Origin of the sequence: Ectothiorhodospira sp. PHS-1 (genome assembly GCF_000225005.1) — a bacterium.
Lineage (GTDB): Bacteria > Pseudomonadota > Gammaproteobacteria > Ectothiorhodospirales > Ectothiorhodospiraceae > Ectothiorhodospira.
Genome location: NZ_AGBG01000002.1, coordinates 1 through 12337 on the forward strand (window position 1 = coordinate 1; position 12337 = coordinate 12337).

The following is a 12337-nucleotide window of genomic DNA, read 5'->3' on the forward strand; positions in this document are numbered from 1 at the left end:
ATACCGACAGATGTGAAGACAGCCTCGCGCCGGAACTGTGGACCGAAGTCGACCTGCACCAGTCGCAACTCGAATTTTCCCTTGCCCCGCGGAGTGGGGCGCTGATCTTGAGCGACCTCGAGCACGCGTTCGGACCGGGTATCGGCGCCTTCAAGCGGGTGACGCTGCTGTCGCCCGGCGCCGATGACGTGGTGCGTAGCGAGGCCCTGCCGCTGGTCGCCCAATCGCTCGCCCTGCGTCGGCGCTTCATGCCGCTGCTGGTTGACCATGTCGAATGGAACGACCCGGCCGACAGGGATAACACCGCCGGTCCGCTGGTCCTTGTGGCCACCGCAGAGCATCTTGCGAGCTTGCTGGGCGCCGAGGCGCCGGCGGTCAATGGGCCGACGCTGGAGATTTCGCACACCCCGGTGGTGAGCGATGAAGCTGGCCGGGTGGTGATGCCGTCGCGTGTGCAACTCATCGTCTCGGGGCGCACAGCGGACGAGGTGCTCGAAGCTGCCCGTGTGCTGTCGATCATGGATGACGCCCTCAACCCGGTGCCGGCCGCGACCGTGGTTGAGCGCGACCAGACGCCGACGCATTTCTCTTCGCTGGCACGCCTGGTGCTGCATCCGGAGCGAACCTACCGCTTCGCCGATCTCGGTCTGCCGACCCAAAGCATGCGCGGATTCGGTGCCCATGGCCTGAGCCTGGACGTGCGACTGCCAAGCGACTTCTACACCCATGACTCGGCCCAGGTGGAGCTGCTGCTCGATCTGAGCTACGGTGCCGGCATGGGTCCGGGCTCGGTTGTGAACATCTTCCTCAACGGTGACTTCGTTCACGGACGCTTGCTCGACGAGTCGCATGGCACGATGTTCCGTCGTTACCGTATCGCGCTGCCGGCGCGTCGCTTCATGCCGGGCAACAACCGGGTCGACTTCGAGTTCATGCTGCGCCCCGAGGTAATCATGGGCGAATGCGCCGGCCTCGATGGGCGCCATCTGGTCGCGCAGGTCATGGGTTCATCGACAATCGAACTGCCCAACTTCGGCAGAGCCTCTTCGCAACCCAATCTCAGGCTGTTCGGCAACACGGGTTTCCCGTTCAACAGCGAGCAGGGCGCAACCCGGCTCGACCTGTTCGTCGCCGATCAGGCACAGGTCGGCCCGGCTTTGACGCTGGTCGGACGCATTGCCCAAGCGGCAGGCGTGGCGCATGATGGCTGGCGTTTGCACAGCGGCAGCCTGGACGAGCTCTCCGGTAGCGCCCGCAGTATCGTCGTGGCACCCACCTCGGCTTTGCCCGAGTCACTGTTCGACGGCTGGTCGGTCGCCTTTGGCCGTGTCACGCGCTGGCCTTATGCCGCCATCAACGACACCCGCAGCGCCACCCAGCCTCCCGGCGGCGGGTTCGCCGCCTGGCTGGTGAACAGCCTGGGCCTGCGACCGGTACCGGAGTACGGGGGGGCGTTCGACGATATGTTGCGCGGCAGTGTGTCACAGGTGTCCGGTCTCGGCCCGATGGGTGGGCTCAGCTTGATGCGTAACCCCCTGCACGGAGCGAGTGGAGCGGTATTGGTGGTCACTGCCGAGGACGATGCACGTCTGGCGGCGCGGATCGAGTCTCTGATCCAGCCGCGGGTGTGGTCGCAACTCGATGGTGGTCTGGTGCTGTGGCACGACATCGACACCCCGGTGGTGAGCGCCCGGGTGGTGGATCGTTTCGAGATAGGCGACGGTTCGGACTGGCTGCTGCTTCGCCTATGGTTGTCGAACAGCCCATGGTACTGGCTGGCGTTGGTGGTGGTCGGTGCGTTGCTGCTGGTGATATCGGCCAGCTGGCTGCTACGGCGGCGTCGCCGTGGCTTTGAGGCGCAAACCTGAGGTCGCACGTATGAGCGCAAGGCTACAGTTTTTTGTGCCGGTGCTGGCGGCGTTGTTCATGATTGCCGGTTGCGACCCACGGGTTGAGACGCCACAACCTGCGGTCGAGCATGTGAGTGCCGGGGCGCCTTTCGAGAGGCTCTGGCACCACTACAAGGCGCGCTTCGTGCGTGATGGGCGGGTACTCGATGTGGACAACGGCAGTATCAGCCACAGCGAGGGTCAGGGGTACGGCATGCTGCTTGCGGTGGCGGCGGATGACCGCGAAACTTTCGATGCCCTAATGGCCTGGACCTTCGACCATCTGTTACGTGCCGACGGCCTGCTTGCTTGGCGCTTCGGCGAGTGCCCGGCCGAGGCCGAGCGTGCGCGGATCGCCAAGGCGATGGAACGGGCACCGGTGGTCGAGGGCGGGGAATGCGTGAATGACCCTAACAACGCCAGCGATGGCGAGATCCTGGTTGCCTGGGCGCTGCTCCGCGCCGCCAAACGCTGGAACGAGCCGGCCTATCTGGCTCTTGCCGATGCTCTGGCACGCGCTACCGTCACCCACTCGCTGGTCGATTGGCATGGCCGGACGATATTGCTGCCTGGCGTGGACGGATTTGTACATGGCGAGGACGGCGACACCCCTGCGCGGCTGGTGGTCAACCTGTCCTACTGGGTATTTCCGGCCCTCGACATGCTTGCGGAGCACTTTCCGGAACAGCCTTGGGCAGCACTGGCCGCGGACGGGCAGGCCCTGATGCGTGAAGCGCGCTTCGGCACGCATGCCCTGCCGCCGGACTGGCTCGCACTCGGCCTGGAATCGGGTGCGTTGCTGGGACCGGCTGCGGATTTTGATCCGGTCTATGGTTTCAATGCGGTGCGTATCCCACTGCATCTGGTGTGGGGTCGGGTTCGCTGGCAGAGCGACGATCTGGCGCCCTTCATGGCCTGGTGGAACGCGCGTGAGGACGGACGTTTTTCCGCTTGGGTGGACCTCGAAACCGGGACGGAAGCGGATTACGATGCATCGGCCGGGGTACGTGCGATCGCGCTCGTCACCCGCGCCCTCGACGACGGGGTATCGGTCGACGCCGATCAATGGCCCGATTTCTCCGACGATGACGGATATTTCTCCTGGAGCCTCGGGCTGCTCGCGCGGGTCGCCGCGCAGGACGCATCGAGATGAAAAAACCCATGTCCCTGGTGTCCCACCCGCAGCTGAAGGCCTGTGCGTTCGCCTTGGCGCTGGTCATCGGCACCGCTGATGCCCGGGCCCAGGTCGAAGTTGAGCGCAAGCCTCCGCGTATCGAACCTCCTGCGGTGATCGATGACGTCGACGGGTTCCAGGAGACGCCGCCGGCGTCCGGTCCGGATGAACGCAGCCTGTGGTACCACCTGCAACGCGGCAACATCCGGATGGTGACGCTCGAACTCGAACGATTGAAGGCGACCCATCCGGGTTGGGTGCCGCAAGGCGACCTCGCCCGTGCAATCGAGGACGCGATGCGGGCTAATGAGCTGCCGGGACGGGTCGCACCCGGTCGACCGCTGGATCCATGCGACGACCCGGCTACCGCGTGGCGTGATGCGCGCGGTTCCCGCAGTGTGCTGATCACGATGCTGGTGCGCTGCAACGATGTCGGCGTGGCGCAGGGCACGTTAGCCGAATTGCTGCGTGGCGGGTCACTGGCTGCTCAACTCACCCAAGTCGAGGATCTGGCGGATCACCGCTTGAGCCGCGCCGGTCGTTCTGTGGTCATGGAGCGTCGCTACAACCTGCGTCTCGAGGCGCTTGGCAGCCCCGACATCACGTTGAGTGCAGTGCAACTCGAGGGTTTGCAAAGCGAAGCTGAATACCGCCAGGATGGCGCAGCCGCCTTGCTACTCGGGTGGTGGGCGCTGGATCTCGGTGCGGCCGACGAAGCGCTCGCCTGGTTTGAGCGCGCACGCCACTGGGGACGCGCCGAATCGGCCCGCGAGGGGCTGGCACTCGCGCAGGGGCAACGCGCCCGAGCCCTGATTCTCGACGCCGGAGATCTGTCGGCGGGCATCGCGGCGATCCGCGCCAGCCAGTCGGCCGGAGGAGCGCCTGCTGAGGCGATCGCGTGGGCACTGTTCGAGCGTGAGCGCTGGGCGGAGGCCAGGGAGGTGTTTGCCCTTGTGGCCGATGCCGAGGTGGCGCGCTACGGCCGTGCAGTGAGTTGGCAGGCCTCTGGTGAGCTTGAGCGCGCCGAGGCGCTTGCCTGCGAGGCCGGCGTGTCGGCGCGCCTGGATGCCTTGTGCAACGATCTGCAGATGAGCGCGTTTTATCGCGCCTGGGAAGCGCACGATATCGATGCCACGATCGCACTTGGGCGAATCATCGAGCAGCGCGGGATAATACTGCCGGAAGTCAGCGAGATCATGGCCTGGGCGCTGCTTGAGGTCGGTGGCTACGACGAGGCCGCGCTGCGTTTTGAGCGTCTTGTTGGTCCGGCCATGCGCGCCGGACTGGAACCTGGCGTGGTGCGTAGTTTCGAGCACGCCGGACGGCAGCGTGAGTTGGATCGACTGGCCGAATCATCGCCGGCGCTCGCGCGATATTTACGCGAGCAGCGTGCCACACGTGCATTCGCACGCGGACAGTACGATCTGCACGAGACCTTGTCCGAGCCCGAGCGGACAGGCATCCGTCACTGGACCCTGAGCACCGGATTCGATGCCTCGGGCAGCCGGGGCACTCGCGGACTGGACCGCGCCGAGATCGGGCGCGCCCATGTCGGCCTCAGTTCGGTGCGCGACGGGTTGCAGGTCGATCTGGGTGCGCGCTACTCCCATTTTGATGCTGGCATGCCGGCGGCCGATGCGGCGTTGGGGTTTCGTGGGCGGGACGGGGTGATCGATGCCTTCAACCCGCATCGCACGGCGAACATCGACGAGTGGCTGCTGCGGTTGCGGCGCGAGCAGCTCGATTACACGCTGCAGGCCGAGATCGGCAGCGGCGGGCGCGGCGGGGCGGTGGATGGCCGTCCAACCTTCGGTGTGTCGGCAACCTGGTTCACCGAGTCAACCACCACCCGGGTCGCCCTCGTCGGCGAGGCGCGCGAAGACAGCCTGCTCTCCTTCACCGGGCAGCGCGATCCGGTTTCCGGCAGGCGCTGGGGAGCAGTGCACGAGACCCGGATCGAACTCAACCCCTACGTTGCCACCGGCGAACATCAGGGGGTGTCGTTCAAGGTCGAGCACGGCTGGCTCAATGGCAGGCACGTCCGCTCAAATCAGCGCTCGGCCGTGCGCATCGACTACAGTCGCGACCTCTGGCCGGGCGACGGGGGGAACCACCTGCGTGCCGGCCCTTTCGCCTCCTGGACCGGCTACCAGCACAACCTGAGCCATTACACCTTCGGCCACGGGGGCTATTACAGCCCCGAACGCGATGTTCGGGTCGGGTTGCAGTTCGACGCGCTCACCGGCGGCGACCGCGACTGGCTCGCCCAGCTGCGGGGCGCGACTGCCTGGGGCAGTGTGCGAGAGGCCGCGGCGCCACGCTTTCCCGGTCAGGGCTTGGACGGTGCGGATTACACTGAGTCACGTAACACCGGGGTGGGCGGTGACGCCGAATTCCGCGCTGCATGGCGGGTGTCATCGCACCTTATTGTCAGCGTCAATGCCGGGGTGGCGAGTGCCCCTCGTTTTGACCAGTGGTGGGTTGGCGCCGGGCTGCGGATTCCGCTGGAAGCCCGACATCGACTACGCCCGGACGATCTCTATGGCGTGTTCGACCGGCGCGACTGAGCCACTCGCGCCCTTGCCGGGTCCAGGGATACAGTGATGGTAGCGGTCTTTTGAGTGCTGGAAGGCGAGGGGGCCAGTTTTCTGGAGCATCTGGCCGCCGGCGTGGCCCGGTTGCAGCAGGTCGGTACCGACCCTGCCGTGGACTGATCCGCCACGGGGAAAGGTTCATGGCTGCGAAATGCCTCATGCCTTGATTTGTCAAACGAAATCAAATCGGCTACGCTAACCGGCCGCCACGGCCGCCCTGATGCGGTCGGTTCATCGTAAACGTAATCATCGCAGCCCATGATCCTCACCCTCAACCAGCTTGAGCGGCACCTGTTCAGGGCCGCCGATATCCTGCGCGGGCGCATGGATGCCTCCGAGTTCAAGGAGTACATCTTTGGCATGCTCTTCCTGAAGCGCTGCTCGGACGTCTTCGAGCAGCGCCGGGAGGAGGTTCGTGACCAACTCAGGCAGGCGGGGGTGGGGGAGGCTGATATGGCCCCGCAGATCGAGATGCCCGACTGGTACCGCGCCACCTTCTATGTGCCGCCCCGGTCCCGCTGGACGTATCTGCTCAAGGAAGCCCATCACGGAGTGGGCAGCGCCCTCAACAAGGCACTGGCCGGCCTGGAAGAACACAACCCCAGCCTGGCCGGGGTGCTGGAGCACATCGACTTCACCCGCAAGGTGGGTTCCACCACCCTGCCGGACAAGAAGCTCCGGGATCTGATCGTTCACTTCAGCGAATACCGCCTGCGCAACGAGGACTTCGAGTTCCCCGACCTGCTGGGCGCGGCCTACGAGTACCTGATCCGCGACTTCGCCGATTCCGCCGGCAAGAAGGGCGGTGAGTTCTACACCCCGCGCCCGGTGGTGCGCATGATGGTGCGGCTGATGAATCCCCAGGAGGGCCACAGCGTGTACGACCCCTGCATGGGTTCCGGTGGGATGCTGATCCATGCCAAGGAGTACCTGGAAGAGCAGGGCGGCAATCCCCGCCTCCTCAACCTCTTCGGCCAGGAAGCCTCCGGCTCGGTCTGGGCCATCGCCAAGATGAACATGCTGCTGCACGGCGTGAATAGCGCCGACCTGCGCAACGAAGACACCCTCACCGACCCACAGCATGTGGAGGGCGGCGAACTCAGGCGTTTCGACCGCATCCTCACCAATCCGCCGTTCTCCATCGGCTACACCCCCAGCCCGCACTTCCCCGAGCGCTTCCACTACGGCAGCGTGCCGGAGGGGGCCAAGAAGGCCGACCTGATGTTCCTGCAGCACATGGTGGCCTGCCTCAAGTCCGATGGCCGCCTGGCCACCGTCATGCCCCACGGCGTGTTGTTCCGGGGCGGTGACGAGAAGCGCATCCGCGCCGGTCTGCTGGAGGATGATCTGGTGGAGGCGGTGATCGGCCTGGCGCCCAATCTCTTTTACGGCACCGGCATCCCCGCCAGCGTCCTGGTGCTGCGGGCCAAGGGGGCCAAGCCCGACGAGCGTCAGGGCCGGGTGCTGTTCATCAACGCCGACCGGGAATTCTTTGAAGGCCGCGCCCAGAACCATCTGCTGCCGGAGCACATCGAGAAGATCGCCAGCACCTATGATGCCTTCGAGGATGTGCCCGGCTTCGCCCGGGTGGTGCCGCTTTCGGAGTTGCGGGACAACGACTACAACCTCAACATCCGCCGCTACGCCGACAACACCCCGCCGCCGGAGCCCCAGGATGTACGCGCCCACCTCCTGGGTGGCGTGCCGGTGGCCGAGATCGACGCCAAACGCCCGCTGTTTGATGCCCAGGGCCTCGACCCCCTGGCGCTGTTCACCCCGAGGGCGGATGACCCCGACTACGTGGATTTTGCCGGGCATCTGACCGAAAAACGCGACCTCAAACCCGCCATCGAGGCCGATGCCGGCCTCACCGCCAAGGAAGCCCGAGTGATGGCCGCCTTCGAGTGCTGGTGGAGCGAGCACGGTGGCAGCATCACCGGCCTGTCCGGTAACGGGGGCCGCCTCACCCAACTGCGGGACGAACTGCTGGGCAGTTTCTCGTCAGCCCTGGAACCCACCGCCATGCTGGATCGTTTTGCGGTGCGCGGCATCATTGCCGGCTTCTGGTTCGACAACAAGAACGAGTTCCGCACCCTGCAGGCCCGTGGTTGCCTGGGCGTGGTGGACGCCTGGCGCACCGCCATCGTGAGCCTTTTGGAAGACGAGCAGAGCAAGGCCAATCCCCTCGACCACCGTTTGGTCCACTTCCTGATGGAGGACTATGTGGCGGAACTGGAAGAGCTGGCCGCCCGCAAGGCCGAACTGGACGCCCGCATCAAGGCGGCCGAGGCCAAGCCCGAGGGCGATGACGGCGACGAGTCAGAATCCGACAACGGCGAGGACGACGACGCCCCGACGCCGGAGCAGATCAAAGCCTGGAAGAGCGAGCGCACCCAGGTCAGGAAGCAGCACAAGGCCAAGGTGGCCAGCTTCGAGGCACACCTGAACGCCGCCGTGGACGCCCTGGACGAGCCGGCCGCCGCCGAACTGGTGGGCACCATCCTGCACAACGACCTCAAGGGCATCCTGGAGCGCTACATTCGCCAGCAGCGCCAGCAGGTGATCGCGGCGTTCGAGACCTGGTGGGACAAGTATCGGGTGACGCTGGGGGAGATTGAGGCCGAGCGGGATGCGGCTGCGAAGGAGTTGCGGGGGTATTTGGAGGGGTTGGGTTATGTCTGATTATCCGCAGCTACTTTCTGAATTGCCAAGTGACTGGAGCATTCTTTTCATCGAGGAGATTGGGGAAGTTATCAGCGGCGGCACCCCTAGTCGAAGTAATCCCCGGTATTGGGGGGGTGATATTCCATGGGTCACTCCTGGTGAGGTGACAGGGCTTGGAAGGAAGTGCTTGGAGAAAACGAATGAAAAGATTACCACTGAAGGTCTGGTGCGAAGTGGCGCAAAGTTGCTGCCGCCCAATAGCCTGCTGATCACAACGCGCGCCTCGTTAGGTGCAGCGGCTCTCAATGCGGCTCCGGCAACGACGAATCAAGGCTTCAAGAGCATAGCTTTTACCAAGGATTTTAGTGCTGACTATTATTATCACTGGTCAACGAAGTTAAAAGATGAGTTGGTGCGCCTCGCATCTGGAACAACTTTCCTTGAAATATCCGGTTCTCAGTTCCGAAAGATCTGTGTGCCGGCGCCACCACATGCTGAACAGCTAAAAATCGCCCGCATCCTCGACACCCTCGACACCCAGATCCAGAAAACCGAGGCGCTGATCGCCAAGCTGGAGAAGGTCAAGGAGGGCCTGCTCCACGACCTGCTGACCCGCGGCATCGACGAGAACGGCCAGCTCCGCCCCAGCCCCGAGCAGGCGCCGGAGCTTTACAAGGATTCGCCGCTGGGGTTGTTGCCAAAGGATTGGTCAATTAATAACGTGGCCTCCATTGGCCAAGTGAAAGGCGGAAAGAGACTTCCATATGGACATGACTACAGCTCGCAAGAAACATGCTTTAGATATTTAAGGGTTACCGATTTTTATGGTAAACCATACTGCGCGGGTCGCCTGGAACCTCTTGACGAAGCCACATTCAATATTCTCTCACGCTACGAGATACAGCCGGGTGACGCATTCGTATCTATAGCGGGCTCCATAGGCTATTTCGGTATTCACTCCCCTGCTGATGCCGAAAGTTATCGAGTGATATTGACGGAAAACGCTGCACGCATCGTGTTGAATAGCAGCATTCACCCCGAATACTTTGCCTTCGCCATGAACTCCGAAACCTCCCAGAAGCAGGTCGAGGCAGAGAAAGGGACAGGGGGTGGCGTGCCAAAGTTGGCTCTTTTTCGCGTTGAGCAAATACTTTTTCCCACTCCTGACTACGGTGAGCAAAAAGAGATCGTCAAGAGAGCTACGTCTCTTTCAAGCCGCATCGCTAACGAGAGGCTTAGATTAGACAAAATGAAGGCTCAAAAACAGGGCCTCATGAACGACCTCCTCACCGGCCGCGTCCGCGTCACCCCGCTGCTCGACCAGGCCCAGACCCCCACCCCGGCATAGACCGAGACACCCGCAACATCAGGATCACATCACACAGGGAGTCGCAATGACCACCTTCGACAGTACCAAGCGCTCTCTCCCGGAACTGCTCAAGGACATCACCACCGGCAAGATCCAGCTCCCCGATTTTCAGCGCGGCTGGGTGTGGGACGACGACCACGTGCAGAGCCTCCTGGTCAGCATTGCCCGCTCCTTCCCCGTGGGCGCGGTGATGCTGATGGAGACCGGTGGCGAAGTGCGTTTCGAGACCCGCCCGGTGGAGGGCATCGACCCGGACAGGGTGACCCAATCCCCGGATCAGCTGATCCTCGACGGTCAGCAGCGCCTCACCAGCCTGACTCAGGCGGTGGGTCTGGACACTCCGGTGAATACCCGTACCAGCAAGGGCAAGCCCATCAAGCGCCACTACTATTTTGATATCCGCACCGCCCTGGAGGGGGAGGATCGCCTGGAGGACGCGGTGATCGCGGTGGACGAGCATCGCCAGACCCGCAAGAACTTTGGCCGGGACGTGGATATCGACCTGTCCACCCGCCAGTTGGAGTGCGAGCAACTGTACTTCCCCTGCGACAAGCTGCTGTCACCCAACGACTGGGCCGGTGACTTGTTCAAGTACAACAAGGACGAGATCGGCACCTACTTCCAGTTCCAGGAAAAGATCATCAGTGCCTTCTCCGCCTATCAACTGCCGGTGATCGAACTGAAAAAGGAGACCTCCAAGGAGGCGGTCTGTCTGGTGTTCGAGAAGGTGAACACCGGGGGTGTGCAGTTGTCGGTGTTCGAGTTGATCACCGCCAGCTATGCCGCCGAGGGCTATAACCTGCGGGACGACTGGTTCGGCTCCGACATCCGCAAGGTGGCCTCCCGCAAGGCCCGTTTCGAGGCCCACGAGTTGCTCCGGGACGTGCAGAGCACCGACCTGCTTCAGGCCATCACCCTGCTGCACACCCGGGAGCGCAAGCTGGATGACCTCCGTGCCGGCAAGACGGGCAAGCAGGTGCGCCCGGTCAGTGCCAAGCGCGCCTCCGTCCTGGACCTGCCCCTGGAAGCCTACCGGCGCTGGGCCGATGCGGTGGAAAAGGGCTTTGTCGAGGCTTCCTATTTCCTCAAGGGCGAATGTTTCTACAGCCGCCGCGAGCTGCCCTATGCCACCCAGCTGGTGCCCCTGGCCGCAGTGATGACCTTGCTGGGCAAGCGCTGGCGGGAGCCGCGTATCCACGCCAAGCTCTCCCGCTGGTTCTGGAGCGGTGTGCTGGGGGAGCTTTACGGCGGCGCCGTGGAAACCCGCATCGCCCTGGACCTGGAGGAGCTGATGATCTGGTTCGAGGATGATGCCGAACTGCCTCGCACCGTGATCGATGCCTCTTTTGATCCCACCCGCCTGGAGTCGCTGCGCAGCCGTAACAGCGCCGCCTACAAGGGCATCAATGTGCTGATCCTTCGCGAAGGCGCCGAGGATTTCTTCTGGAAGGGTGACATCCAGGCACTGGATAACCAGGGCGTCGAACTCGACATCCACCATATCTTCCCCCGCGCCTGGTGCCAGGCTCAGGGCCTCTCCTATCGCGTCTATGATTCCATCATCAACAAGACGCCGATCTCCGCCAGGACCAATCGCATGATCGGCGGTGATGCGCCTTCGGCCTATCTGGCCCGTCTGCAGGGTCATCAGCAGGTCCAGCTTGACGATGGGGCGATGAACGCCATCCTGGAAGGCCACCGCATCCCCGCCGAGACGTTGCGCGCCGATGATTTTGATGCTTTCTACCAGCAGCGCAAGCGCCGTCTGCTGGAGATCATCGAGAAGGCCATGGGCAAGAAGTCGCTGGTGGGGTCGGATGAGGGTGGAGACGTGGTGGAGGATGCTCTCATTCAGTAAAGGTCTAAAGGTCGAGATGGGGTACTTCAGGAGCTACAATCTGATCGAGGTTCATTTTCCGGGAGAGGCCCATGACAACTCTGACCATTGATTTGCCGGATGGCTTGGCCAAAGCGGCCAAGGACGCCGGATTGCTCGACCCGCATGCCATTGAAGCGATGTTGCGCGAGCACTTGCGCCGCCACGCGATCGACGACCTGTTCACCGCCGCCGATAAGCTGGCGGCAGCAAATTTTCCATCAATGACCATGGAAGAGATTCAACAGGAAGTAAACGCGGTGCGGGCGCAGGGGCAGAAACGTGCGTCTGGTGCTTGACACCAACATCGTGGTGTCAGGTTTGATTTGGGGCGGTGTGCCGCGCCAATTACTCACCTGGGCAAGGGATGGTCGCGTAACACTGTATACCAGCAGTGCATTGCTGGATGAACTGGCTGATGTTCTTTCCCGCGACAAGTTCGCGGAGTTACTCGAATCCCAAGAACTCAGTCCGACCTTCCTTATGCAGCGTTACGGCATGTTGGCCAAGTTGGTTACGCCACAACCCATTGAGCGCACCGTCCGGGATGTGGACGACGATGTGGTGATCGCCACGGCATTGGCTGCTCAGGCCGATATCATTGTGACCGGCGACAACGATTTGCTGGTGCTGCATCCCTGGCAGGGAATCCAGATTCTTAATGCCACCAGCGCTTTGAACATTTGCACCACTGGGTCTCAGGGCAGCGCCGCCCCGGTTCAGGTGGCCGGGTGAGGGCCAACAAGCTCGGAACCACCGAACCACGGAGCA

General features: G+C 63.2%; 8 protein-coding genes. All 8 read left to right on the forward strand.

The genetic code is table 11. From position 1 onward, the window contains the following. The coding region (locus ECTPHS_RS00770) for a cellulose biosynthesis cyclic di-GMP-binding regulatory protein BcsB (RefSeq protein WP_008930755.1) at nucleotides 1-1868 on the forward strand (1868 nt) is incomplete at its 5' end. Between the two features lie 10 nt (nucleotides 1869-1878). Continuing rightward, nucleotides 1879-3042 (forward strand): glycosyl hydrolase family 8, encoded by a 1164-nt coding sequence (locus ECTPHS_RS00775; protein ID WP_008930756.1) that lies wholly within the window; start codon nucleotides 1879-1881, stop codon nucleotides 3040-3042. Next, nucleotides 3039-5630, forward strand: coding sequence for a cellulose synthase subunit BcsC-related outer membrane protein (locus ECTPHS_RS00780; protein WP_008930757.1), 2592 nt, complete (start codon nucleotides 3039-3041; stop codon nucleotides 5628-5630). Before ECTPHS_RS00775 ends, ECTPHS_RS00780 begins: the two co-directional genes overlap by 4 nt. 285 nt (nucleotides 5631-5915) lie before the next feature. Further along, a complete protein-coding gene (locus ECTPHS_RS00785) occupies nucleotides 5916-8339 on the forward strand; it encodes a class I SAM-dependent DNA methyltransferase (protein WP_008930759.1) in 2424 nt (807 codons plus the stop codon). Then, nucleotides 8332-9669, forward strand: a complete 1338-nt coding sequence (locus tag ECTPHS_RS00790; protein ID WP_040404676.1) for a restriction endonuclease subunit S — start codon at nucleotides 8332-8334, stop codon at nucleotides 9667-9669. The genes ECTPHS_RS00785 and ECTPHS_RS00790 overlap by 8 nt, the downstream gene beginning before the upstream one ends. A gap of 46 nt (nucleotides 9670-9715) precedes the next feature. After that, nucleotides 9716-11548, forward strand: a complete 1833-nt coding sequence (locus tag ECTPHS_RS00795) for a DUF262 domain-containing protein (protein ID WP_008930761.1) — start codon at nucleotides 9716-9718, stop codon at nucleotides 11546-11548. A 71-nt stretch (nucleotides 11549-11619) separates the two neighbouring features. Then, a complete protein-coding gene (locus tag ECTPHS_RS00800; protein WP_008930762.1) occupies nucleotides 11620-11865 on the forward strand; it encodes a hypothetical protein in 246 nt (81 codons plus the stop codon). Then, nucleotides 11849-12301: a putative toxin-antitoxin system toxin component, PIN family gene (locus ECTPHS_RS00805; protein WP_050814177.1), complete on the forward strand. Its 453-nt coding sequence runs from the start codon at nucleotides 11849-11851 to the stop codon at nucleotides 12299-12301. The genes ECTPHS_RS00800 and ECTPHS_RS00805 overlap by 17 nt, the downstream gene beginning before the upstream one ends. The last annotated feature ends 36 nt before the right edge of the window (nucleotides 12302-12337 follow it).